Origin of the sequence: Paenibacillus sp. FSL R7-0216, assembly GCF_037969915.1 — a bacterium.
In the GTDB taxonomy this organism is placed as follows: domain Bacteria; phylum Bacillota; class Bacilli; order Paenibacillales; family Paenibacillaceae; genus Fontibacillus; species Fontibacillus rhizolycopersici.
In genome coordinates, this window is sequence record NZ_CP150222.1 from 4,733,190 (window position 1) to 4,758,616 (window position 25,427).

22 protein-coding genes are annotated in these 25,427 nt (G+C 53.5%); 11 read left to right on the plus strand and 11 right to left on the minus strand.

The features are described from left to right. Nucleotides 1-23 precede the first annotated feature (23 nt). Nucleotides 24-881 carry an amino acid ABC transporter substrate-binding protein gene (locus MKZ15_RS21785; protein WP_339818099.1) on the minus strand — a complete coding sequence of 286 codons (858 nt, stop codon included), beginning with the start codon at nucleotides 879-881 and terminating at the stop codon, nucleotides 24-26. Between the two features lie 436 nt (nucleotides 882-1,317). Between MKZ15_RS21785 and MKZ15_RS21790 the strand changes: the two genes are divergently transcribed. The 6 genes from MKZ15_RS21790 to MKZ15_RS21815 all read left to right on the plus strand — a co-directional run bounded on the left by MKZ15_RS21790 (nucleotide 1,318) and on the right by MKZ15_RS21815 (nucleotide 6,829). After that, the gene (locus tag MKZ15_RS21790) at nucleotides 1,318-3,336 is read left to right on the plus strand and encodes an ABC-F family ATP-binding cassette domain-containing protein (RefSeq protein WP_339818101.1); all 2,019 of its coding nucleotides are present in this window, start codon (nucleotides 1,318-1,320) and stop codon (nucleotides 3,334-3,336) included. Between the two features lie 13 nt (nucleotides 3,337-3,349). Then, nucleotides 3,350-4,030, plus strand: a complete 681-nt coding sequence (locus MKZ15_RS21795; RefSeq protein ID WP_339818104.1) for a DNA-3-methyladenine glycosylase — start codon at nucleotides 3,350-3,352, stop codon at nucleotides 4,028-4,030. 96 nt (nucleotides 4,031-4,126) lie between these two features. Continuing rightward, nucleotides 4,127-5,425, plus strand: a complete 1,299-nt coding sequence (locus tag MKZ15_RS21800) for a glycosyltransferase family 39 protein (protein ID WP_339818107.1) — start codon at nucleotides 4,127-4,129, stop codon at nucleotides 5,423-5,425. Beyond that, entirely contained in the window at nucleotides 5,422-6,147 is a 726-nt protein-coding gene (locus MKZ15_RS21805; RefSeq protein ID WP_339818110.1) for a glycosyltransferase family 2 protein, read from the plus strand. Before MKZ15_RS21800 ends, MKZ15_RS21805 begins: the two co-directional genes overlap by 4 nt. After that, nucleotides 6,148-6,501 carry a DUF2304 domain-containing protein gene (locus MKZ15_RS21810; protein ID WP_193417065.1) on the plus strand — a complete coding sequence of 118 codons (354 nt, stop codon included), beginning with the start codon at nucleotides 6,148-6,150 and terminating at the stop codon, nucleotides 6,499-6,501. Then, a complete protein-coding gene (locus tag MKZ15_RS21815) occupies nucleotides 6,485-6,829 on the plus strand; it encodes an EamA family transporter (protein ID WP_155604896.1) in 345 nt (114 codons plus the stop codon). The genes MKZ15_RS21810 and MKZ15_RS21815 overlap by 17 nt, the downstream gene beginning before the upstream one ends. A 62-nt stretch (nucleotides 6,830-6,891) precedes the next feature. On the opposite strand, the gene MKZ15_RS21820 is transcribed toward MKZ15_RS21815, so the two are convergent. Beyond that, nucleotides 6,892-8,382, minus strand: a complete 1,491-nt coding sequence (locus MKZ15_RS21820) for a methyl-accepting chemotaxis protein (RefSeq protein ID WP_193417064.1) — start codon at nucleotides 8,380-8,382, stop codon at nucleotides 6,892-6,894. A 121-nt stretch (nucleotides 8,383-8,503) separates the two neighbouring features. Then, nucleotides 8,504-8,956, minus strand: a complete 453-nt coding sequence (locus MKZ15_RS21825; protein WP_155604894.1) for a V4R domain-containing protein — start codon at nucleotides 8,954-8,956, stop codon at nucleotides 8,504-8,506. A 195-nt stretch (nucleotides 8,957-9,151) separates the two neighbouring features. On the opposite strand from MKZ15_RS21825, the gene MKZ15_RS21830 reads away from it, so the two are divergent. Beyond that, nucleotides 9,152-9,862: a Crp/Fnr family transcriptional regulator gene (locus MKZ15_RS21830; RefSeq protein ID WP_155604893.1), complete on the plus strand. Its 711-nt coding sequence runs from the start codon at nucleotides 9,152-9,154 to the stop codon at nucleotides 9,860-9,862. Between the two features lie 269 nt (nucleotides 9,863-10,131). Here the strand turns inward: MKZ15_RS21830 and MKZ15_RS21835 are convergent, their stop codons facing one another. The 6 genes from MKZ15_RS21835 to MKZ15_RS21860 all read right to left on the minus strand — a co-directional run bounded on the left by MKZ15_RS21835 (nucleotide 10,132) and on the right by MKZ15_RS21860 (nucleotide 17,736). Next, entirely contained in the window at nucleotides 10,132-12,033 is a 1,902-nt protein-coding gene (locus tag MKZ15_RS21835; protein WP_339818123.1) for an ABC transporter ATP-binding protein, read from the minus strand. Then, the gene (locus tag MKZ15_RS21840) at nucleotides 12,030-13,757 is read right to left on the minus strand and encodes an ABC transporter ATP-binding protein (RefSeq protein WP_339818126.1); all 1,728 of its coding nucleotides are present in this window, start codon (nucleotides 13,755-13,757) and stop codon (nucleotides 12,030-12,032) included. The genes MKZ15_RS21835 and MKZ15_RS21840 overlap by 4 nt, the downstream gene beginning before the upstream one ends. Before the next feature lie 30 nt (nucleotides 13,758-13,787). Next, the gene (locus MKZ15_RS21845) at nucleotides 13,788-14,258 is read right to left on the minus strand and encodes a MarR family transcriptional regulator (RefSeq protein ID WP_213622256.1); all 471 of its coding nucleotides are present in this window, start codon (nucleotides 14,256-14,258) and stop codon (nucleotides 13,788-13,790) included. Between the two features lie 172 nt (nucleotides 14,259-14,430). Then, a complete protein-coding gene (gene pdaA / locus MKZ15_RS21850) occupies nucleotides 14,431-15,222 on the minus strand; it encodes a delta-lactam-biosynthetic de-N-acetylase (RefSeq protein WP_339818130.1) in 792 nt (263 codons plus the stop codon). Nucleotides 15,223-15,323: 101 nt separating this feature from the next. Beyond that, on the minus strand, nucleotides 15,324-16,721 hold the full coding sequence (locus MKZ15_RS21855; protein WP_213622257.1) for an amino acid permease: 1,398 nt from the start codon (nucleotides 16,719-16,721) through the stop codon (nucleotides 15,324-15,326). A gap of 121 nt (nucleotides 16,722-16,842) precedes the next feature. Beyond that, nucleotides 16,843-17,736, minus strand: a complete 894-nt coding sequence (locus tag MKZ15_RS21860; protein WP_155604888.1) for a LysR family transcriptional regulator — start codon at nucleotides 17,734-17,736, stop codon at nucleotides 16,843-16,845. 132 nt (nucleotides 17,737-17,868) lie between these two features. Between MKZ15_RS21860 and MKZ15_RS21865 the strand changes: the two genes are divergently transcribed. From MKZ15_RS21865 to MKZ15_RS21880, 4 genes are all read left to right on the plus strand, one after another. Continuing rightward, nucleotides 17,869-18,249, plus strand: coding sequence for a CidA/LrgA family holin-like protein (locus MKZ15_RS21865; protein ID WP_339818133.1), 381 nt, complete (start codon nucleotides 17,869-17,871; stop codon nucleotides 18,247-18,249). After that, nucleotides 18,246-18,929 (plus strand): CidB/LrgB family autolysis modulator, encoded by a 684-nt coding sequence (locus MKZ15_RS21870; RefSeq protein WP_155604886.1) that lies wholly within the window; start codon nucleotides 18,246-18,248, stop codon nucleotides 18,927-18,929. The genes MKZ15_RS21865 and MKZ15_RS21870 overlap by 4 nt, the downstream gene beginning before the upstream one ends. Nucleotides 18,930-19,102: 173 nt before the next feature. Further along, nucleotides 19,103-20,491, plus strand: coding sequence for an MBOAT family protein (locus MKZ15_RS21875; RefSeq protein WP_193417056.1), 1,389 nt, complete (start codon nucleotides 19,103-19,105; stop codon nucleotides 20,489-20,491). Nucleotides 20,492-20,521: 30 nt separating this feature from the next. Next, nucleotides 20,522-21,940 (plus strand): copper amine oxidase N-terminal domain-containing protein, encoded by a 1,419-nt coding sequence (locus MKZ15_RS21880; protein WP_339818135.1) that lies wholly within the window; start codon nucleotides 20,522-20,524, stop codon nucleotides 21,938-21,940. 312 nt (nucleotides 21,941-22,252) lie between these two features. Here MKZ15_RS21880 and MKZ15_RS21885 read toward each other — a convergent pair whose 3' ends face one another. Then, on the minus strand, nucleotides 22,253-22,987 hold the full coding sequence (locus MKZ15_RS21885) for a Crp/Fnr family transcriptional regulator (RefSeq protein WP_155604883.1): 735 nt from the start codon (nucleotides 22,985-22,987) through the stop codon (nucleotides 22,253-22,255). A gap of 12 nt (nucleotides 22,988-22,999) precedes the next feature. Further along, nucleotides 23,000-25,309, minus strand: coding sequence for a nitric-oxide reductase large subunit (locus tag MKZ15_RS21890; protein WP_193417053.1), 2,310 nt, complete (start codon nucleotides 25,307-25,309; stop codon nucleotides 23,000-23,002). Between the last annotated feature and the right edge of the window lie 118 nt (nucleotides 25,310-25,427).

The following is a 25,427-nucleotide window of genomic DNA, read 5'->3' on the forward strand; positions in this document are numbered from 1 at the left end:
GGCCGCATCCGTAGTTTAAGCACTTATTTCGAAACGTCTGCTCCGAAGTATTTCTCCGAGATTTTCAAGTAAGCCCCGTCGGATTTCATGGCCGTCAGCGCCTCGTTTACCGCTTGCACCAGTTCTTCGTTGCCTTTGTTAAATAAGGCCGCGCTCTCCGCCGCATCCGGCATTTCGTCTACCACTTTCAGCTTCACGTCCGGTCTTTGCTTCTTCAGGTCCAAGAAGGACAAGCCGTCATTCACCGTCGCGTCGATCCGTTTGGACAACAGCAGGTCAATGGCCTGGTTAAAGCCTTCCGTCGCAACGATTTCCGCCCCGTTCTCCTTCGCGATATCCGTCAAGTTACTGGTTAGGGACTGTCCGGCTTTCTTCCCTTTCAAATCGGCGAAAACCTTAATATCCTCGTTGTCCTCCGGGACGATCAATACAGCGCGGGATACGATATAAGGATCCGAGAAATCATATTTCTCCTTACGATCATCCCGAATCGTCACTTCGTTGAACACGGCGTCAAACCGTTTGGCATCTAGTCCGGCAAAAATACCATCCCACGGCGTCTCGATAAATTCAGGTTCCACTCCCAACCGTTTAGCGACCTCTTCGGCGATTTCTACGTCAAAGCCTGTCAGCTTGCCATCCTTATCATGGAACGTAAATGGCGCATAGGTTCCTTCTGTACCGATCCGCAGCTTGCCGCTGGCTTTCACGGATTCCAGCGAGTTGGTTTCCGCCGGCTGTTCATTGGCCGCATTCCCTGCGCTGCCTTGGCTCGCCCCTTCATTCCCTGCCGCCTGATTATTTGTATTATTGTTGTTGCCGCAGGCTGCAACCACCACGGTCAACACCAGCGTCAATAATAGTAAACTCCATTTTTTCATCGAGCTCATCCCCCATCTATCTATTTCGTATTTTAATTCCCTACAAAACAACTAGGTTTAATTGAATATTACACATTTCGCTACGAATCGTCAAATGTTTTTTCTGCCTTAGTATGCTCAATAGATGAAGACTTGATTTCCCAAAAGTTTACGAATATAATTGTCGTAATTATTTCGTGAAGGAGGTGGGTAGAGTGGATCGCAAATTTGCGTGGAGTCGAGTGAGCCAACTGCCGATGGCAATGTTTGGCAATGTTCATGCAGCAGCCGACAATGGGAGAAGTCTGTCCTTTTTCGGAAACTCGATATCCAAACCAAATTGCGAAATGCCGCTCCTACCTTAACCTCACTTACGCGTGAGCTTTGAAGGCAGCAGGATTTCCTGCTGCCTTCTTTTTTTGTATGGACGGCATGGGACTGAAGGAGATTACGGTTCATGATGATCCAGAGTCAAAATATACAGAAGTATTACGGTGCCGAGCTGGTGCTGAGAGATGTAACGTTCGAAATTAAAATTGGCGACACGGTCGGGCTGATTGGCCGCAACGGTGCGGGGAAGACCACCCTGATGAAGCTGCTGTCCGGCAGCGAGCGGCCGGATCAAGGGCTATTATCGGTTCGAAGGAATGCCCGAATCGGAAGTTTGGCGCAAATCCCTGATTATTCTCGGGAAGAAACGGTGTACGACGTCCTGCTTGGAGCCTTTTCGGATCTTCGTAGCCTGGGAGCAGAGATGCGGCGGCTGGAAGCCGACATGGCGGGAGGCGGTGAATCCGGAGCGTTAGATTCGCTTCTCAAGCTATACGGCCAGGTGCAGGAGGCGTTCGAACGCGGCGGCGGTTACGACATCGATACATCGATCTTCCGGGTCGCCGGTGGTCTCGGCATCTCGGAGGAGCAGTTCGCCCGTCCGTTCGCCTCGCTGTCCGGCGGCGAGAAGACGAAGGTTGGTTTAGCGGTGATTTTGCTGCGGGAGCCGGATCTATTGCTGCTCGACGAGCCCACGAATCATTTAGACATGGCGGCGACAGAGTGGTTGGAGGGATACCTCCGTGCGTTTCCGGGAACCTGCGTGGTCATTTCCCACGACCGCTATTTCCTCGATGCCGTTGTCGGCAAAATCATTGAGCTGGAGGACGGAGAAGCTTTCACGTTCCACGGCAACTACAGCTACTACAAAGAGGAGAAGGAACGCCGGCTGCTTCAGCAGTTTGCCGATTACGAGGAGCAACAGAAGAAGATCAAGAAGATGCAGGAAACGATCAAACAGTTAATCGAGTGGGGCAACCGCTCAAACCCGCCGAATCCGGGCTTTCATCGACGGGCGGCTTCGATGCAAAAAGCCTTAGACCGTATGGTCAAACTCAAAAGGCCGATACTGGAACGTAAACGCATCGGCTTGGAGCTGGATCATGCGGATCGCTCCGGCAAGGACGCGATCGTCCTCAAGGAGGTAGGCGACGCCCGCGGCGGGCGCGTCTTGTACCGCGGCCTGACCCACACGCTGCGCTATGGCGAGGCGGCCGTGCTGATCGGCGACAACGGAGCAGGCAAAAGTACCTTGCTCAAGAATATCTTGGGCCAGGAACCGCCGCAGGAGGGCGAAGTCCGACTCGGCTCGCGCATCGAACCGGGTTACCTGGCCCAGCAGGCCGCCCCCGCCGATCATGACGAGACGGTGCTGCAATATTTCCGCGACGAGATCGGTCTCGAAGCGGGCGAAGCCCGCGGGCAGCTGGCCCGCTTCCTGTTCTACGGCGCCGATGTGTTCAAGAAGGTGAGCAGTCTCTCGGGCGGCGAGTGGGCACGGCTTCGGCTGGCGGTACTGATGTACCGGAAGCCTAACCTGCTGGTGCTCGACGAGCCGACCAACCACCTTGACATCGATTCGCGCGAAGCGCTGGAAGAGGCGCTGGAGGAGTACCCGGGCACGCTGCTTGCGGTGTCCCATGACCGCTACTTCATCAATAAAGTAGCGGGGCAGGTGTGGGCGCTGGCGGGCGGCCGCCTGACCGTCTCCCTCGGCGGATACGAGGATTACCGGGCGGAGCTCGCCCGGAAGACCGACGCCACCGGGGACGCGGGGCCTGCGGGCCGCGCGGCCGATCGGCCCGGCGCAGCGGGCCCGGCCGCCACGGGCGGCAGTGCCGGCGGCACGGACGCGCCGCGCGCGAGTGCGGGTGCCGCGGCAAGCGCCGCCGGCGCGGGGGGCGATGCGGCCGCGGGAGCGGCGCGCAAGCCCGGGGCGGGCCCGGCCTCCGTGCGCAAGCTGGAGGCCGACTACGCCGCCGCCGAAGCGGAGCTGGCGGCGGTGGACGCGGCAATGCAGGCACCGGAGGCTGCCTGCGACGCCGCGCGGCTCGCGGAGCTGCAGGAGCGGCGAGACGCCCTGCAGCTCCGCGCCGACGAACTCCTCCAGCAGTACGTGACGCTGCTGGAGGAGAATCCAAACTGAAGGAGGTTATCCCATGAACCACGGGAAACCCGTATTCGAGCTGCACCCGAACGAACGCCGGGTCCAGGCGCTAGCCAGCGCCGATCCCCGGATGGGCCGGCTGATCGCCCTGATCGGAAGCCTTGCAACCAAACCGCAAGGCCCCTTGTTCACGGAGCTGGCTCGATCCATCATCAGCCAGCAGATCTCGGTCAAGGCCGCTTCCACCATTCGCGGCCGCGTCATCGAGCTGGCCGGGGAGCTATCCCCGGCCGCCCTGTTGGCCCAAAGCGACACCGACCTGCGGGCGGCCGGGTTGTCCGCTTCAAAGGTCGCCTACCTGAAGGATTTAAGCGATAAAGTACGATCCGGGCAAATTGACCTCGACAGGTTGCAGGAGCATAACGATGAGGAGGTCATTGAGAAGCTTGTCTCCATCAAAGGCATCGGTCGCTGGTCGGCAGAAATGTTCCTCATCTTCGCCCTGGGCCGGGAGCATGTTGTGTCCTACGGGGATGCCGGTCTACAGAGGGCTGCCAAATGGGTGTACGACATGGAAGAGCGCGCTGACCGTAAATACTTGCAGCAAGCCGCCACGCGGTGGCCGTCTTACGGTTCCATTGCCTCGCTCTATTTGTGGGAATCCATTAATCGGGGCCACGTCGATTCGGGGGAGACCTTCAGCGAGCGGCTAAATGGCGTCCAAATAGATTGAGCTTGTCACAGGAAGATATTGGATATATTATAAATTAGAAGGGGATCATGCCTGTTTTTAGAGATAAAATAAAAATTAAAGTGGGGTTGAATCGCTGTGTTCTCGTTATCCGAAGTCCATCGCCCGGTCAAGTGGTATCTGTTCGGTCTGATGGCATTTGTGGGAATTGTATCGTGTCTTGTCGTCCTGGTGTACAACGATTACTTCCTATTAGGCGACCCGGTTCGCCCGAACAACGATGACGTGAAGTACATTCAGACCTCCCGCCTTCTGCTGAACGAAGGTGTACTTGCTTACAATACCAAAGAGGCGCCTTCCGCCTTCATCATGCCCGGGCTGCCGCTCATGCTGTCCGGGTTCATGGCCGTTTTCGGCCAGGATCAGGGCGGCATTATTGCCTTTCGCCTGTTCCAATGTCTTCAGCAAACACTGTGTATTTACCTCATCTTCTGGATAGGCCGGCGGATCTTCAACACCCGTGCGGCTTTGATCGCCTGCACGGTGTCTGCTTTGTATCCACCAGATTACTTCTCTTCCGGGGTCATTCTCTCGGAAACAACTTTCCGCACCTTACTGCTGCTCCTCGTCTGTTGCACGATCCTGGCCAAGGACCGCGGCGGATCTGCCCTATACATCCTCATCGGCGGCCTTACTGCCACGGCGGCCTATTTGAAGCCTCACGCTTCTCTGTACCCTGCCGTTCTTCTGGTCTTATGGCTACGAGTGAAGCTTCCTTGGCGGACGATGTTGAAATACACTCTGCTAATGGGAAGTACCTATGCATTGCTGCTGACGCCTTGGTGGATTCGCAACTGGGTGACGTTTCATGAATTCATCCTGTTTACAAATTCCGGCGGAAGCCCGTTCCTGTTGGGCACGCGAATCCGTTGGCAGTTGCCTCCGGCTGGCTTCTTCGAGGCCTACCCCCAGTATGATCCCAAAACGATATTCGAAGGCGCCGATTCCGCGGCGATCCGCAAAGGTTTGGACATCCTCCGTTACGGTTTTGCGCATGAGCCGATGAAATACTTGTATTGGTATACCCTGGGGCGATGGGTGGAGCTCTATGTCCATCCGTTTTATTCCCGGCCGTTTTGGCCGGTGAGCCGTCCCGTGATGAACGTTGTCCAAGAAGTGCTGATGTACGTGAACACGGCTGGCATCCTGTGGGCCGTAACAACGCATCGCTTGAAGCTGGACCGCTTGCTGCCGCTCTTGTTGGCTTTAGCTTACTTCACGTTAATTTACATACCGTTCGTTGCGTTTAACCGCTACGGTTATCCTAATATGACCATGCTGATTCTATTCGGATCTTTTCTTCTCGGCGACCTAGCCTCCCGATTCAAGCGCCGCTCTCATCATCGGCCGGAACGAAAGGAGGCCGTCGCCTCATGAACTTGGACTCACAGCACATTCTCGTTATCATCCCCGCATACAACGAGGAAGCCAGTATCGGCTCAGTAATCCGGGATGTCCGGGAGCACGTACCGGAGGCCGATATCCTCGTGGTTAACGATGGTTCCTCCGACCGCACGGAAAGCTGCGCCCGAGAAGCCGGAGCCAAGGTGCTGACGCTTCCTTACAACGTGGGAATCGGCGGGGGGATGCAAACCGGTTATCTTTACGCCAAACAAAGGGGCTATGACATCGCCGTGCAAATGGACGCCGATGGCCAGCATCCGGCCGGAGAATTGCGAAGATTGATTGCCGGAGTTAAGGAGCATGACCTCGTCATTGGCTCCCGATTCCTGGGGGCCGCGTCCTTCCGGTCATCTGCGGCAAGACGGGTGGGCATCGTCTTCTTCTCCCGGCTTGTCTCCTGGGTTACCGGCGAACGCTTCACCGATACGACCAGCGGATTCCGCGCCGCCGGACGCAAGGTCATCGAGTTGTATGCCGGGTATTATCCAACCGATTATCCCGAAGTGGAGTCGATCGTGTATTTGAAACGCCAAGGCTGCAGGATAGCGGAAATCCCAGTCGAAATGCGTCCCCGAATAACCGGGAGATCGTCCATTACGCCGTTGCGTTCCGCATATTACATGGTGAAGGTGACCTTATCCGTACTCATGAGCGCACTGCGTCGCCCGCTCCAGCGAACGGCGGTGACCGAATAAATGGCGATTTATATCCTCTCGGTTTTTGTTGCCGCGTTGTTTCTCCTATTCGTCCTGGAACTGGTCCGTCGGCAAAAGCTGCGGGAGCAATATTCCCTGCTCTGGATCCTGTTCAGCGCGATCCTGCTGATCTGCTCGATGAACGTCCCTCTCATCGAATGGATCGCTAAACAGTTAGGTGTTAAGTATGCACCGGCCGTGCTGTTTCTGTTCGGCTTGCTCTTCTGTTTTGCGTTTATCCTGCACCTAACGATCGTCATAACCCGGCTGACGACCCAAGTACTGCGCTTAACTCAAGAAATCGTCATCCTTAAAGAACGTGAGGCGGTCCACGAACATGGACAAAACCATTAGTTACATCCTGCTATTAGGCAATATTCTGCTCCTCGTGACCGGGCAAATCCTGTTCAAAATCGGTTTAGGGCGTTCTGGCGGCCTTCACTGGGGGAAGCTTGCGACCTCCCCGGCGGTCATCGGAGGGGTTGCGTTGTACGGCATAGCTACGTTGTTATGGTTCGCGGTGTTGTCCCGCCTTCCGCTAAGCGTCGCCTACCCGCTTCAAGCACTCGCTTACGTCCTAGCGTTGATTCCGGCCTATTTCCTGTTCCACGAATCGATCACCCTAACCAAACTGGCCGGTGTGGCTGTCATATTACTTGGCGTGTATTTGCTGGCAAAGTAACAAACACAAACGGCCTGATCCCTTGGATCAAGCCGTTTATTTCTAAGCATATCCTTTTATGATTACGCCTGCGATTTCATTGCGACCAACTGTTTGACAGCCTGGTCGGTTTCCTCGATCCGGCGAACCATCGGCAGGTTTTGCGAAGTCAACGTATCGACGGTGGCTAATAGTTCTTGCAGGGTAGCTGAGGACTGTTCCACCACGGCCACAAAGTCGTTGACCGCCTGCTCGATCTCGTCAGTTTTCTCATGCACCGAACTGGCAACGCTGCTGATGTCGGCCGCTCCCTGCGCGAGATCCTCCACATTAGCGTTGATCGACATAAACGCGCCTTCCGTTTTTCTGACCAATGCCAAGCTTTGTTCCATGTCGTTGACGTTTTCCTCCAGCCGCACCTGGGACAAATCGGCCTGACGAGTAGCTTGCCCCACGTTGTCCGTAATCTGTTTCGCGGATTCGTTCGTTAAATCGGCCAGCTTGCGAATTTCATTCGCCACCACTTCAAACCCGCGACCCTGCTCACCCGCTCGAGCCGCCTCGATGCTCGCATTTAAAGACAGCAGCCCCGTCTGTTCTGCAATTTCACGGATGGAGGCAGTGAGCTCGGCAATCAGGTGGATATTTCCGATCAGCGCTCCGATATCTTCCTTCATGCCATTCATGTTTGTGTGGAAACGATCGATGGTGCCTGTCAATTGCCCGATCACTGCCGCCCCTTCGTCGGAAGCCGTTTTCGTTTCCGACACCGTTTCGACCAGTTCGCCCAGGGCAGTCGTCATCCGGTTGATATACCCGTTAGAGGTGACGATATTCTCCGAAATCCCCCCGATAGTCTCCGTTTGTACCGCCGCACCCGAAGCCATCTCTTGAAATGCCGTAGCCATCTCTTGAAACGCCTGGTAGTTATCCTGACTGTTCCCCCGAATCTCTCCGATGCTGGCCGCGATCGTCTGGGTAGCCTCGGAAGTCACTTTCTCCCGTTCCAATTCACGTGCTAAGAGTTCCGAAGTTTCCTTGAACATACTTGCCGAATGTGCGTGCATTTTGCGTCCCAGCGAGGATTGGGCCAACAATACCCAAGCGGTCACGATGAAGAAATACATCAGCACCGCAATATTGGAACCTTCCCCTGCCGGTTCATGGAACACTGTATATTTGACCAGGATGACCACCAATGCCGCGACTAAACCCGTCATGGTTACCTTAAAATCATGGTACATGATACCAACGCTTAGGACGAAGAATGCGGATACTGCTCCAAGCGGGCCTCCGCCTCCTTGAAAAACGGTGATCATCGCAGTAATGAATATGCCCACGATAGAGATATACGGGATCCAATGTTCCTTCTTCCGGGTCACGTGCCCCCCCCAAACCAGCAACAATATCAACAAGTTCGGGATAACGATCAATGTGATAATCTTTGCGCTCGTATGTAGTCCCAAAAGGATGGCGAGGCTGAGAATTACCGTCGTCGTTAAAGTCGAACAGATCAACAGGTTCCTCTTTCGTAAATCTTTGTACAGAAAATCGTTGACATCTTGACCTGTCATTTCCATAACCTCCTGCGCTTCTCTTTAGAAGTATTGACGTATGAAATCAATATCGGCAGGAGGTGTCGGATTATGTAGAATAATTTACTTTATTTAGCGTTATATTCGACATAATTCGATTTTATTCATAGATCCGGATTTCGTACTCGCAGTGTTCGTCCCCGCAAACATTACATTTCGTTTCCCGTACGCTAACCTTCCGGTTTAACATTTTGCCGAGCGCCCCTTCCAGAATCGCACCCTCCAGATCGCATACCTTCTTCTCCTCAATCAAAGGCAATCCCTTGCAAAAGCAATCGTCTATGGCGATCCGAATCAATCGTTCACCCTGTTCCAAAACCCGCGGCAATCCGATACGCAGTTCAGCGAATAAGCCAAGCAGCTCATCCAACGATTCCACGGGCAGGCTTTCGCCGATTTTGCGTCCGATCGAAGCGGTTGTCCCTTTCCCTTCCAAAGGTAGCCCTTGTTGCATACCGATCAGGCGGATCGCCCGAAACAACTCCAGCGGCACCTCACCTCCCAGCCGAGAACGGTCGATTTGTTTCAATTCATTAAACGTAAATCCTCTCATTGTACTTCCCCCTATCCTTGGATAACCGGCGCATGCCGTTGATAGGTTTAATTTGCCATATCTGCCCTCAATACACCTTGATATGGATCAAGAATTCGACAGAAATATTGTGATAATGATCACTATACCTTGACCGATAGACTGTTAAGTTATAGGTAAAATACGCTGTCATTTTAAGAAAGGAAGGGGTCACGAATGAGTTCCTGCGCTTGCCACGCCCAAAATGCAGCCAACGCTCCATCCTGTCTAGCACACGTTCCCGTCTTTGCGCAGCTGCGCGAAGCGGAGGTCGAGTTGCTCCATTCCGTGATGCGTACCTCGCAGTACCACAAGGGCGAGACCATCTTTCGAGAAGGCGACCTCTCGGATGCGCTGTTCGTGGTCAATCGCGGAATCATTAAGCTGACCAAGCTGGAGGATAACGGCAAAGAGCATATCATTCGACTGCTGTTCCCCGGAGATTTCTTCGGCCAGTTTGCCTTACTGCAGGAGAAGCCCCATTACGCCAGCGCCATCGCAGCCGATTCAACTGGCGTCTGCCGGATTCACCGCAGCGATTTTCTCGATATCTTACGACGCGATCCAGATACGGCGGCCCGATTCATGACCGCACTCAGCACGCAGCTGGAGGAAGCCGATGCTTGGGCGGCCGTATTGACCTTGCTTGAGGCCGATCGGCGTTTAGCCAAAATGCTGTTATATTTCCATCGCAAAGCCGCTCCGGATTCTCAGGAATTCGCACTCCCTGTGTCCAAAAAAGAACTCGCCGGCCTGATCGGCGCCACGCCGGAAACGCTAAGCCGCAAGCTGCGTCAATTGAGCAATGACGGTGTGCTTACCGTCTCGGGACGGCAGTTGCTCCTCCGCGATGAGGCGGCGCTACGCCACCTGGCCGGGGAAGCCTGAACGCAGTTGTAACTAGGACGGTTCGCGAGCAGATGATACCCTCTGTCCGGGCCTTTGCACGATTATCCCGTTGGATCAGCTCGCTGCGAACTGAACCGGATAGGGTAAAGACGACACCCCACACTCCATGTTCCCTTAACAAAAGGGATAATGATGCAAAGGGGCCATAAAGGTACACCCGGCCCCGGCCCACGGCCCCTGCGCGAAGAGTGCACGTCCATAGCAAACGCCCCCGCATATGCGGGGGCGTTTTTTGTGAATCGACAGCTTTATACCGCTTCTGGCTCGAAGTCGCCTTTGGTGAATTGGCTGTTGTACAAATCGGCATAGAAGCCGCCAAGTGCCAGCAGTTCTTCGTGCGAGCCCTTCTCGATCACGGTACCATGGTTCATCACGAGAATGAGATCGGCGTCCCGAATCGTCGACAACCGGTGGGCGATGACAAAGCTCGTTCTGCCTTTCATCAGCTCATTCATCGCTTTCTGGATATGCACCTCGGTCCGGGTATCGACACTGCTTGTTGCTTCGTCGAGAATTAAGATCGCCGGATCGGCAAGGATGGCGCGAGCAATCGTCAGTAATTGCTTCTGCCCTTGCGAGATGTTCGACGCTTCCTCATTCAGGACCGTGTTATACCCGCCCGGCAACGTACGGATAAAGTGGTCTGCGTACGCCGTTTTGGCGGCACGCACGACTTCCTCCTCCGTTGCACCTTCGCGGCCGTAGGCGATGTTATCGCGGATCGTACCGTTAAACAGCCACGTATCCTGCAGGACCATCCCGAACAGGCTGCGCAAGTCGCCGCGTTTCATCTCGGCAATGTTGACCCCATCCACCGTGATCGATCCGCCGTTCACCTCATAGAAGCGCATCAGCAGGTTGATCAGCGTCGTTTTGCCGGCGCCGGTTGGCCCGACGATGGCGATCGTTTGGCCCTGTTTCACGTCGATGTTCATATCTTCGATCAACAGATGTTCCGGATCGTAACCGAACTGGATATGATTGAACGCCACATCGCCGCGAGGCTGTTCCAATACAGTGGGATTCGCTGTTTCCGGTACCTGTTCTTCCTCATCCAGGATTTCAAACACCCGCTCCGCCGAAGCTACGGTCGACTGGATGATGTTGGCGATGTTCGCCGTTTGCGTGATCGGCATCGTAAATTGACGGGAGTACTGGATAAACGCCTGCACATCGCCGATTTCGATCGTTCTCTTAGTCACGAGAATCCCGCCGACCACAGAAACGAGTACATATCCGATGTTCCCGATAAAACTCATAATCGGCATGATGACGCCGGAGATGAACTGAGCCTTCCAGCCCGCCTCATACAGGCGTTCATTAATGTTGTCGAACTGCTCCAATGACTTGGTCTCGCGGCCAAACGCTTTGATGATCTTGTGACCGGTATACATTTCCTCCACATGACCGTTCAGCTGTCCGAGTTCTTTTTGCTGGCGGACGAACTGTTTCTGCGACCGTTTGGCAATCGAGGTGATCGCCACGACGCTCAGCGGTAGCGTCAGGACCGCAATCAAGGTCATCAGCGGACTAATGGACAGCATCATCGCGATAACGCCAATGATCGTCAGGATCGACGTGATCAACTGCGTCAAGCTTTGCTGCAAAGTACCGGCGATGTTGTCGACGTCATTGGTGACCCGGCTTAAGATTTCCCCGTGCGTCCGGGCGTCGAAGTATTTCAGCGGCAGCTTGTTCAGCTTGGCATTGACGTCCTTCCGCAGGTCGTAAACCGTCTTCTGGGCGACGCCGGCCATTAAATACTGTTGGACATAGCCAAATAGCGCGCTCAGTACATATAAACCAATTAGGATCATAATAATTTGCCAGACATACTGGAAGTCGATCTCCGCACCGGGAACGCCTTGAAACTTAGCTACGATGCCTTCGAATAACTTGGTGGTCGCCTTCCCCATCACCTTCGGGCTGAAGATGCTGAACACGGTACTCAAAATGGCCATGACCAGTACCGCGGCCAACTGAACCTTATGCGGTCTTAAGTATCGGATCAACCGTTTTAAGGTTCCTTTGAAATCCTTCGCTTTCTCCACTGGCATTCCCATACCAGGACCCCCGTGTCCGCCGGGTCCGCCGTGCCCGCGGCGAGGGCCGCCGAATCCGCGTTTTTTCTCAGTTTGCTCTTGACTCATGCGATCTCCTCCTCCGAAAGCTGTGAATAGACGATTTCTTTATAGACGTCGCAAGCTTCCATCAATTCTTGATGCGTACCGACTCCGGCGATTTGGCTATCGTTCATCACGATAATTTGATCGGCATCAAGCACGGTACTGACGCGTTGTGCGACGATGATGACGGTAGATTCCTTCGTTTCCTGTTTCAAGGCGGCCCGCAGCTTCGCATCGGTCTTGAAGTCGAGCGCCGAGAAGCTGTCGTCAAAGATATAAATTTCCGCAGGCCGCACCAAAGCGCGGGCAATCGATAGCCGTTGCTTCTGTCCGCCCGACACGTTGGTGCCGCCTTGGGCGATGGGCGACTCGAAGCCTTGTTCCATTTTACCGATGAAATCTCTCGCCTGAGCAATTTCCGCAGCGCGCCACACTTCCTCGTCGGTCGCATCTTCCTTGCCATAGCGGATGTTCTCGCTGATCGTTCCCGAGAAGAGCACCGCCATTTGCGGGACAAAGCCGATTTTGCTGCGCAGTTCCTCCTGCGTCATATCGCGGACGTCTACACCGTCAACCCTTACGCTGCCAGCCTGCACGTCGTAGAACCGCGGAATCAAGCTGATCATCGTGGATTTCCCGGAACCCGTCCCGCCGATGATGGCCGTCACTTGGCCCGGCTTAGCGGTAAACGTAATGTCCTGAACCGCCGGTTGTTCCGCCCCGGGATAGCTGAAGGAGACGCTTTGGAACTCGACGAGTCCCTTCGCTTCCGTCGGCCGGCTGCTAGCTGCCGAATCCTTGATCACCGGCACCATGTCCAGCACCTCGTTGATCCGGATGGCCGAAGCCGAAGCCCGCGGAATCATCACGAACATCATCGACACCATGACAAGGGAGAACATGATTTGCATGGCGTATTGCAGGAACGCCATCAGATCGCCGACCTGCATATCTCCAGCGTCAATCCGCAGCCCTCCATACCAAATGATCGCCACGGAAGACAAGTTCATGACCAACATCATAATCGGCATCATAAAGGCCATGATTTTGTTGACCTTGATCGATGTATCCGTCAAATCGAGGTTCGCCGCGTCGAAACGCTTGCTTTCGTAGTCGGTCCGGTTAAAAGAACGAATGACGCGAATCCCGGTCAGGCTTTCGCGCATAACGAGATTCAATTTGTCGATTTTCTTCTGGATCGCCTTAAATAAAGGCAACCCTTTGCGGGCGATCAGGAAAATCGCCCCGGCCAGCACCGGCAAGATAACCACCAGCACCAGCGACAGCGTCGCGTCTTTGGAAACGGCCATAATGATCCCGCCCAAACACATCATCGGCGCCATAACCATCATGCGCAGGATCATGATCAATACCTGCTGCACTTGAGTAATGTCGTTGGTCGTGCGTGTAATCAGCGAGGCGGTGCCAATTGTGTCAAACTCCTCCAGCGAGAAGTTCGAGACATGCTTGAATACCTTGCCCCGAAGCAGCTTCCCGAAGCCGGTTGCGGCTCTAGACGAGAAATAGCTGGCTGCGATCGAACAGGCCATCCCTCCGAGCGCAACCACCAGCATGAGCCCGCCGATTCGCCAGATATACGGCGTATCTCCGTTCACTACCCCTTTATCTACGATGTCCGCCATCAGCGTTGGTAAGTACAGCTCTGATAACGTCTGGAAGAAGACGAAGATAAGCACCGCGGCCACAAGCCAGCGGTATGGTTTCAAATTGCGGAATAGTTTAATCAATTCCCATCAACTCCACTTGTTCTATTCATTTCATTCCTCTTGACTTTTGTCTGTATGCAGCTTCATATCTACGTAATCGTACACCTGCTCCAACAGCTCAATAAGCTGCCGGCTCTTCTCTTCGCCTAGAAACTCTACCAACCCTTGGATTTGGGCCGAACGTTTCTTGGCCGTCTCCTTGACATGGTCCAGCCCTTGCTCCGTCAGCTTAACTCGAACCGCCCGGCGATCCTCCTTGTCGTTGTAACGCAGGACCAGTCCTCGCTCCTCTAAACTGCGAACGAGCGGCGTGACGGTCGGAGAAGCAACCTCCATCATCGCGCTGAGCTCTGACACGGTTACCCCACGTTCATCCTTCTCCATGCCATGTAAGATGTAAAACATCAATCTGACTTCGCTAGGTTTAAACTCCGACGGCGTCAGTTTGCTGAGATCGAGCCTCCGAAAGCGGTGAAAAGCCTTCAGTAGCCTATGCGCCTGCGGGTTATCACCGGTGAACAAACCAATCCCCCCTTATTTATTTTCATTGTTTAATAATTAGTGCGACTATTAATTTGCATGCCTAATTATAAGAGCCTGCAAATGTGAAGTCAAGCGCCGTCAAAATTCAGACAAATAAGGCAAAAAAAGACCGTACATCGGGGCATTTCGCCCGCCTGTAACGGTCTGGATTTTAGGATTGTGGACGCGGTTGTTCCGGTTTCAGCTCATTGAGGCTCTTGAACTCGTATCCCTGCCGGCGAGCTTCATCGATGATCGCTCCGAGAGCCGCCGCATTGTCCTTGGAGACGGAGTGCAGAAGGATCACCGCGCCGGGATGCAACTGCGATACGACCTTCTGGTAGGCATAATCCGCCCCGTGCTGGTCGTTCACATCCCAATCCTTATAAGCGACGGACCAAAAAACGTTCGTATACCCGAGCGTCCTCGTCACGCGCAGCGTCCGATCGCTGAAAATGCCGCGTGGCGGGCGCAGGTACTCCATCTTGGACTGCCCCGTCACCTGGGCGGTTGCGCTTTTTACCTTCTCCAGCTCCTCCCGGATTTGCGCGTCGGAAATCGTCGTCATGTCCGGGTGGCTCCAAGAGTGATTGCCGATCAAATGGCCCTCTGCAGCCATGCGCTTCAGCAGCTCTGGCTGGTCCTTAATGTAGTGGCCGGTCACAAAGAAGATCGCCGGGACCTTCTTCGCCTTCAGCGTGTCGAGGATTGGGGCGGTATAACCGTTCTCATAACCGTTGTCGAACGTTAAGAACAATTCTTTGCGCGAAGGATCTGCGAGGAAAATCGCGCCGTTCTTATCGATAATATCTTTGAACCCTTCCTCGTTAATCGAGGGAAGCTGGCCGCCAACGCTTTTTTTGAATCCGAAATGGTGGGTAACGTCCGCTTGGGCTGATGCAACGGGTAATCCCGTTCCGAACAGCAGGCTGACCAGCAATGAACAGATTAAGGCATACTTCACGGCTGTCTCTCCTTCGTAGCTTTAGGGCTATGCAAATTTCGACATGCCCCTTTACTATCTGCTAAATTCCCGGGAAATATGCAGCCGCGATGCCACTGTGTTTACTTCGAGAGCTCGCTATGTTTGTAGCCGTAGGCAAAGTAGACAATGAGTCCGATAACCATCCAAATCAGGAAAGCGATCCAAGTCACCGCCGGCAGGCTGATCAGCAGATAACCGCAGGTCAGCACGGCCAGCACCGGAATCCATGGTACCAATGGAACTTTAAACGACCGTTCTAGATCCGGACGAGACTTGCGCAAAATAATGATGCCCAGCGACACCGAAATAAACGCGAACAAGGTCCCGATGCTGACGAGATCAGCCAGCTTGCGCAACGGAATCAAACCCGCAAAAATCGCAACGATAACTCCCGTCGCCCAGGTGCTGTTCGCCGGGACGCCGGTCTTCGGATTCAATCGAGCCAGCGGCTTCGGCAGCAGGCCGTCGCGTCCGATGGCGTAGAGCAGTCGCGTCTGTCCAAACAGGAGCACGAACAAAACGGTTGTGATCCCGACGATCGCCCCCAGGGAAATAAAGCCGGCAACCCAATTCTGGTTGATATATTGCAACGCAAAGGCCACCGGGTTTTTCACATTTAATTCGGCATAAGGAACAATCCCTGTCAGCACACCCGTCACGAGAACGTACAGGAGGGAGCACACGACCAAGGACCACATAATGCCGCGTGGCAGATCTTTTTGCGGATTCTTCACTTCTTCCGCGGCGGTGGCCACCGCATCGAACCCGATGTAGGATAGGAACGCCGTCGCCGCCCCGGTCACAACTCCGCTGAAGCCAAAAGGCATGAAGGGCGTCCAATTGCCCGGTTTGACGTAGAACGCACCCACCACGATAAAGAGGAGGATCACGGCGATTTTCACGATAACCATGATCGAATTCAACCGCGAAGACTCCTTGGAGCCACGGGAGACGATAAATGTCAGCACCAGCACGATCAAGATCGCCGGGACGTCAACATAGGTGCCGTTCGCCGGATCAAAGGCGCTGCTGAGCGCCGTCGGCAACGTGATTCCCATGCCGGAGATCAAGCCTTGGAAATATCCCGACCATCCGCTCGCCACCATCGAAGCGGCAAAGCCGTATTCCAGGATCAGGTCCCACCCGAGGATCCAGGCGATCAGCTCGCCAAAGGTGGCGTAACTGTAAGTGTAGGCACTCCCTGACACGGGGACCATGGAGGCAAATTCGGCATAACACAACGCGCAGAACGCGCAGACGATACCGGCCAGAATAAAGGATAAGATTAGGCCTGGACCGGCGTGTTGGGCGGCAGCCACTCCGGTAAGCACGAAGATTCCCGTACCGACGATACAGCCGATCCCCAGCATAGCCAGGTCAAAAACGCCCAACTCCTTTTTCATCCCCCCCGGACTGGAGCCGGCCATCTGTTTCTCTTGCAACATGAAAGAAATCGATTTTTTTCGCAGCAAACTCATTTATGCTTTATCCCCTAATCAACAATTTGTGAATCATTTCGCTATTATAGGCAGGCTCTACAGGTTGCACAAGTAGTCTAGTGTCCCATTGTTTGTCAGAACTCAGACAATTCGGGTATTTTTACCCAATATGAGGCGCCAACACTTCCTGAGCAAACCGAATCCATTCCCGAGTGGCAAAAGACTGATATCGATCGTCACGCCATACGATGCCGAGCTTCCAAGGTATCACCGGCTTCACGAGTGGGATGATCCGTACACCCTCGTCGTCGATCTCGCGGCAGATCGTTTCCGGCAGCAGCGTGATGCCGAGGCCAACGGCCACCATCTCGCTGATCAGGTCCCACTGCGAGCTCTCGTAGATGACATGCGGCTGAAACCCGGCTTTCGCGCATTCCCCGATGATGCGGTCATGCAGCGTAAAGTCCTCGCGGAACAACACGAAGCCGTCCTGGGACAGCTCGGACAATTCCGCCGATTCCTGCTCCGCCAGCGGATGCGAGGGATGTACGACCAGATTCAGCTTCTCCTCGACAAAAGGAAAACAGCTAAGCTCCGCTTCCACCGTCGGCAACACGACAACCCCCACATCCAGCAATCCGCCGGCGACGTCCTGTTCTACTTTTTTGGCCCCGTCCTCAAAAAGCTGGATCGTTATATCGGGATAGCGTTGATGAAACTCCCCAATCACCTTCGGAAAAAAGCTCGCCCCCACCATCGGCGGAAGCCCGATGCGGAGATGTCCTTTCTTCAAATTACGCAAATCGTCGAGCTCGGCCATCAGGTTCTGGAAGGAGGTCACGATTTGTTGGGCCTGCGTAGCGATAATCCGTCCGGCGTCGGTCAGCTCGATTTTTTTGCCGACCCGATCGAACAGCACGACCCCGAGTTCCTCTTCCATGGCTTTGATGGTTTTACTGATGGTCGGTTGGGTAATGTACATCGCTTCGGCTGCCTTGGTAAAGCTTCGTTGCCGTGCGACTTCAATTAAAACCTGCATTTGTCGGATATCCAACAGCCTGCGCTCCTTTAATTCATTTTATCTATAACCAAATGGAATGCTTCTCATTCAGTATATTCATTTTACTCATGAAAACAATCGGTGTAAGATTTCATTACCAACCAAAAACAGAAGGGAGCTGCTCATATGAACAAGATGAAAGAGATCGGCATGGGGATCCTTCAGATCGCCATCCTGTTCTTCGTCTCATTTGCCCTGAACAAGGTCGCGGAGCTGCTCCATTTACCGATTCCAGGATCAATTCTGGGTATTGCCGTCTTGTTTACCCTATTGAAAACAGGCGTCGTTAAACTGCAATGGATAGAACGAGGCGCGAACTGGCTGCTAGCCGAGCTGCTCCTGTTCTTTGTTCCTTCCGCTGTCGGCGTCATGCAATATATTCCCTTGCTCGAAAGCGAAGGCGTTCGGATCTTGATCGTCGTGATCCTCAGTACCGTTATCGTCATGGCTTGTTCCGGGCTGATCGCCTCGCGTATCGAAAAACGAAAGGAGGGCCGAATCTCATGATTGTAGGCATATTTTGTTTAGCTTCTACCCTGATCATCTACGGTTTATCGAAACGGTTGTATCGGATTCGGCCGAAGGTCTATTTGTCCCCTCTGCTGATCACCCCGTTGGTTCTCGTCATCGGCTTGCTGTGGGCACAAATTCCCTATGAAACCTATCATTCCGGCGGTAAGTGGCTGAGCAGCATGCTGCAGCCGGCCACGATCGCGTTTGCGATTCCCTTGTACAAATACTACAATGTGCTGAAAAAACATGCTGTGGAAATTCTCATTAGCGTGCTAAGCGGCTCCGTGGTCGCCATGTTCTCCTCGGCGTTCTTGGCCGAATGGCTGCATCTGGACGACCAGCTGATTACCAGCTTGATTCCCCGTTCCGTCACGACGCCGATTGCCATGAACGTATCGCAGGTGATCGGCGGCGTACCGAATATAACCGCCGTATTCGTTATTCTGACCGGCTTGCTAGGCGCCATGCTGGGGCCATTGGTCATGAAGTTGTTCCGCATCGAAGGCGAAGTTGCCCGTGGCGTACTGTTCGGCACCAGTGCTCACGGCACGGGGACATCCAAAGCGTTCGAGCTAAGCTCCTTGACTGGAACCATTTCCAGCATCTCCATGATCTTAGCCGCCCTGTTTACGTTAGGGGTTGCTCCAATGCTTATCGCCGTTCTGCACTTTTAAGCTTTATTCCTATGTGGTTCCTCCTAATTTTTCATATCTTGTTTCTTTGGGCTCCGCCTTGGCGGGGCCGTTTTTTTTGTCGACTTCTGGGCGGAAATGTCATTGCCGCCCCTCATGATCTATTATATGATTAATTAGTTATGATTCTCGCATTGAGAGAGGTGCCGGTAGTCTTGCTTTTTAATTCCTACGAATTCATTTTTGCGTTTTGGCCGATCTCGTTTATCGTTTACTTTCTGTTGAACCGGCTATGCCCGCCCGTATTCGGCAAGCTCTGGCTCGCCGCGGCTTCCCTGTTCTTCTACAGCTATTGGAGCATCAAGTCGCTGCCGCTCATTCTGGCGTCGATCGCCTTCAACTACGTGATGGGGCGCTCGATTAACCATTCCGCCGACAAGCCGATCCGGCTGCGGAAACTGCTGCTTACGCTGGGTATCACCGGCAACGTACTGTTGCTGGGCTATTACAAGTATGCCGATTTTTTCATTACAAATATCAATTCGCTGTTTGCCTCGCATATCAAGCTGCTGGAGCTGGCATTGCCGCTTGGGATCAGCTTCTTCACCTTTACGCAAATCGCTTACCTTGTCGATGCCTACCGAGGGAAGGCGAAAGAATACAGTATTGTCAGCTACGTGCTGTTCGTTACGTTTTATCCGCACCTGATCGCCGGCCCTATCTTGCACCACAAGGAAATGATGCCCCAATTCGATCGGCCTCGGAGCAAACGGATCATTCCGGGCAATGTGGCTCGCGGGTTCTTTATTTTCTGTGTCGGGCTATTCAAGAAGGTCGTCATCGCCGATACGTTGGCACCTATTGCCACCCAGGGCTTTGATGTTTCGAACCATTTGGGATTTGTTGAAGCCTGGATCACTTCGTTGTCCTATACCTTCCAGCTCTATTTTGATTTCAGCGGCTATTCGGATATGGCCATCGGGATCGCGTTGCTGTTCAACATTAAGCTGCCAATCAACTTCAATTCGCCTTATAAAGCCTTGAGCATTAAGGATTTCTGGAGCCGTTGGCATATGACCTTAAGCCGTTTCCTGAAGGATTACATCTATATCCCGCTTGGCGGAAACCGCAAAGGGACGTTCCGCACTTATTTTAACCTGGTGGCGACCTTCCTGATCGGCGGTTTCTGGCACGGCGCAGGTTGGACATTTATCGTCTGGGGCTTGATGCACGGCATCGCTCAGGTCATTCAGCGGTTATGGCAAAAGACAGGCGTCGTCCTGCCGCGCTGGTGCGCCTGGCTGATCACCTTCTTGTTCATCAACTTCACCTGGGTATTCTTCCGAGCTACCTCTTGGGATGATGCGCTTAAGGTATTGCGCGGCATGTTTCGTGTCGGAGACATTAACGTGTCCCTCACTTTGGCCAGCCAAGCGCTGTTGGTCCTCGCGGCTTTTGCCCTGGCGTTGTTCGCGCGGAATTCGATGGAGCTCAAGCTGAAGTTCAAGCCGAACTTGCGTTATGCCGCCTTTATCGCCGGACTGTTTGTGTTTTCAATTCTGTATTTCAACCAGGTCAGCGAATTCTTGTATTTTACGTTCTAATTTTTGACGTTGGTTAAAGGAGAATCTCCCTTGAAAAATATTCGTTTCGTCGTCTGGTTCATGGCTTTTGTCCTGTTGTTCGCAGTGCTGGTCGGCTCATTCGTGTATGCCGTCGATCCGTTGCAGCTCTACCGAAAGGCTTCCTATTCGCCGCTGTTCACCAAGCAGCAACGATATCAAAACCCGGGTCTGGCCAAAAATTACGCCTATGACACCATCATCCTCGGAAGCTCCATGACCGAGAACTTTGTTCCTTCGGAAGTCGGCGCACGGCTTGGCGGCCAGGTCATGAAGTTGTCGATGGAGGGCTCTACCGCCAAGGAACAGCGGATGATCGCCGATGTCGCGGTCGGAACCGGTCAGGTGAAGAAGGTGTTGTGGGGGATCGACTATTTCTCGTTCCGGGACAATGCGGTGCGGGACGAGGCCAATTTCCCGTTTTATTTATACGACGATAAGATCTGGAACGATTATAAATATCTGCTCAACGTGTCCGATGTTAAGCACGCCCTCGGCGCATTGTTTCTGCCAAAAAGTCAAATGCCCCAATTGCGCAATCTCGACCTGCTGAACAATTGGGACGTCTCTGCCAGCTACGGTCCAACCCAGGTGTTTGCCAAATGGCAGGAAGCTAAGCTGTCAGAGCAGTTGACGGCAGATTACGAGCCCGCTTTGGAGGTCGTAAAGCAAAATTTCGAGGACAATACGATGAGCTTCATTGAGGCGCATCCGGATATCGAGTTCATCATCTACTATCCGCCTTACTCCGTATTACGCCAGCAAATGTGGTACAGTCTGAACCCGGATCGTTTCGAAAACCAGCTCGAAATGAAGAAATACATGTATGAGCGATTTAGCGCCTTTGCCAATGTCCGTGTGTATGATTTCCAAAGTGACAGTACCCTAACTTATGATCTGGACGAATACAAAGACTTGTCGCATCACTCCGCCGCTATCAATCGCCGGATCATCGAGGAAATCGCTGCCGGCACCCATCAGGTCACCGCAGCAAACGTGGAGTTGAACAACAAGTTGCTGCAGGAGCAGGTGCAAAGCCTCGTAATCAACGAGGATGGCCCGGTGTATTCTGTAGTCGTCAATGTGAACGGCCAGGAGATCACCTTCGATGAGCTGCCGCCAGCCGATGACGATCAGGTTCGCGTTCCGCTCAAGGACTTCGCTTTGGCCGCCGGCATCGAATTCAACTACAACGCCGCCGACAAGACGGCCAGTTTGACCCGAGGCGAACGTGAGGTCAAGGTTGCTGTCGGTGCCGATACGGCCACCGTGAACGGCACGGAGACGCCTATAGAGGCGCCTACGAAGATTTACAACGGCCGCCTGACCGGTCCGCTGCTCCAAATCATTCACCTGCTGCAAGGGGATGTAGAGGTGGACCAATCGGAACAGGAGTCCTACATCGTAACGTATAACATCACGTTGGAATAAAATAAATGAAACCCCTCGCGAGTTAGCGAGGGGTTTTATTTTGTGCGTATAGTTGGACACAGGGGCCTGCTTCCTACGCCGGCTGTAACGCTTATGAGCATCGTTATTTGCCGCAAAACCCCATCTAAAAAGATGTAACGCTTGTCACAACGTTTATTCAACCATTTTTATGCTAAAACGGCTGGTTTCGCACCCATTAAGACTCCCGATCAGCGTTAGAAATAGTTCCACCCTGATTTCGCCTAAATAAGGCTTCTGGCAGGCGTTAGCGCTCACCCAACTTGTGAAGCAAGTGCATAACGACTCGATACCTCACCCTTGCTCGAGACGCTTCAGTTCCCGGCAATGGGGGCAATTCTCCTTGACGCACACCTTTTCCTTCAAAGCCTGCAAATCTCGAACGACGAACCCTTTGCGGCTGACCTGAACGATGCCTTCCCTGCGCAGGCTAGTCAACAGACGGCTCACCGTTTCCCGGGCAAATCCAATCGTACTGGCCAACTCCTGGTGCGTTACAGGGATCGGTACGACGACTTCTCCTCCCCGCTCTATGCCAAAATGCTCCGCGAGGTAAATCAGAAACGAGATCCCCCGATCCTCTACGCTCCGCTGATTAAAATTAAGCAGTTTACCTTGCAGCTCGCGGATTTTACCGCTCATCAGCCCCATCATTTTAAATGCCAGCTCGGGCGAGCCCGCCAGAAGCTGCTCGAAGGAGCGGAGCGGGATCGCGAGCAGGCTGGTCTCAACGACGGTCGAGGCCGTCACCGGCGAGGCTTCTGCATCGAATCGGCCGGTGAGCGGGAACATGTCGCCGTGCTTCAGAAACGAGAAGATTTGCTCATTGCCCTTCTCGTCCGTCCGGCTCGTCTTAATGAGCCCGTTCACCACAAAATAAACCGCCTCTACCTCGTCTCCTTCCCGGAATACGGCCACACGCCGTCCTAGCAGCCTAGGAACAGTAAGCGCTCCGATCCGAGCCACCTCGTCCAGGGACAGCCCCTGAAATAAGGGGAAGGAGCGCAACATATGGGTTGAATGCTCCATACTCCCCGCCCCCTACTCAAATACTTCTTCTTCAGCGACGTTCGGTTTGCGCAGGTGGAACATGGAACGTACAACCACATAAACCAGCGGCAGAATTCCCACTACAATAAAGATCGTATCCGGAATCATCCGCAGCCACAGCAGCAGGCTTACCGTATCCTGCTGATAGAACGAGAAGTCTCGCGCCGACCAGAAGCCAAAATCAAACGAATGCTTCAGCTGGATGAAACCCACTGGCAACAGGGTAATCACGATCATCCCCGTTAGACCGATATTCAGCCCCCAGCAGGAGATACGCAGCAACTTGTCGTTCCACTGCTCAGGTTTCACGATATTCCGCATTGTATACAGCAGTACAGCGATCGCAAACATCCCGTATACGCCCATCATCGAACCGTGGGCATGAGCCGTCGTCAACGTAGAGCCGTGCATGAAGTAGTTCACCGCCGGCAGGTTGATTAAGTAACCGAGCACCCCTGCGCCGACCAAGTTCCAAATGGCCGTCGATACCAGGAACCGGAAAGCAGAAGTGTACGGGAACGTCTGACCACCGTCTTTCATCATTTTGTATTGGTCGTAAGCCTCCAGAATTAACAGCGTCAGCGGAATCACTTCCAGCGCCGAGAATACGGCACCCAAGGCAATCCAGATTTCGGCCGAGCCATTGTAGTAATAGTGATGGCCGATCCCAATCACGCCGCTGCCCAGCAGCAAAATTAACTGGAACAACAAGGAGCGCACCGTAGATTCCTTAGTAACCAGCTTCATTCGCACCATGAGGAAGCCGATGACAACGACGGCGAACACTTCGAAAATCCCTTCCACCCACAAATGGATGATCCACCAGCGCCAATAGTCCGCATAGGTGAAGGACGTCGACGGATTAAAGAAGAACGCAAAGATATAGAAGAATGGAACGGCGATCGCCGAATAGAACAGCAAGTGCGTTAAGCCACCCTTATCGGTTTCCTTCCGCAAAGCGCTTCGAATGGCGCGATACACAATGAACAGCCAGATCCCCATCCCGATAACAAGCAGGACCTGCCAGAAACGGCCCAACTCCAGGTACTCCCAGCCTTGATGACCCAGCCAAAACCACAGGTTGCCGAGATAGCCTTTCGCTCCGAGCCATTCGCCGATTGTACTCCCCGCTGTAAGCACTACCAGCGCCCAGAACAGGATATCCACCAGTAACCCCTGATGTTTCGGTTCCTTGCCGCCAACGAGCGGTGCTACATAAATCCCCATCCCCAGCCAAGCCGTCGCTACCCAAAGGATAACCAGTTGCAAATGATAGGATTTAGCGATATTGAACGGGAATAGTTTGACGATCCAGTCCAACCCGAAGAAGCTGTTGGGTTCAACGTAATAATGCGCCAGCAGCGCGCCGAAACCAACTTGAATCAGAAATAGCAGCACGACAACGAGAAAATATTTTGCCGTCTTCACCTGGCTAGCCGTCACCGGCATGCGGTTCAGGTCCAACACCGGGAATTTGCCCGGTTCATAGGCTTCATGCATGTGCAGCTTATAACGGTTGTAGAAATACAACACCAATCCGAGCACCAAAACGAAAAGCGTCATACTGATGCCGCTCCAAAGAACGGCGGAATAACTCATCGTGTTGCCCGCATCTTCGAAATACGGCCAGTTATTCGTATACGTAATCGTGTCGCCCGGCCGCTCTGTACCGGATAACCAAGCGGTCCAGAAGAAGAAGTCGGCGATTTGCTTGCGCATATCCCCCGGCGCCACATAAGCGCGCCCTTCCTCCGGCATCGTTTCGTTTTCGAACAAATTCGGCTGGATGCCGCGTCCGTCACCTTCCGTGAAGACCTGGTCATAATAGGCGCGGACTCGCTCCAACCCTTCGGCCTGGCCATCGGTCAACACCAAGGTCTTGGCGTTCTTGTCGTAGCGGTTCTGCTTCATCTCCGCCTTAACCTTCTCAAAAATCAACGATTGCTGCTCCGGATCCAGTTCGGCGTAAGTCGTACCGTACTCCGCTTGCGCATGTTGATCGTGCATGGCGTCCGTGACCATTTTCAGCGATTGGGCCGTGTAATCCGGTCCCAAATACGAACCGTGTCCTAGCACGGTGGCGTAATCCATCAGGCCATACTTCTGAAATACCGCTTGCCCGCCGGTTATCTGCTCCTGGGTCGTCAATACCTCGCCTGCGGTATTCACGACTTTAAGCGGCGTAGGCGCTTGCGATTTAAAAATCCAATATCCTCCGGCAATGAGCACCGTGAAGCTTAGTAAAAGGACACAGATTAGAATCCCTTTCAAAAATGAGTTTTGGGCTTGATTTCTCTTCATCCCCTCGTCTCTCCTTTCCTTCTAGACAGACTCAGGATAAGATTTTGGCACGAGGGGAATTGTGATTCGGATTACAATTGCGTAATTCTTTATCTTTCCACAACGAAAAAAATCACAT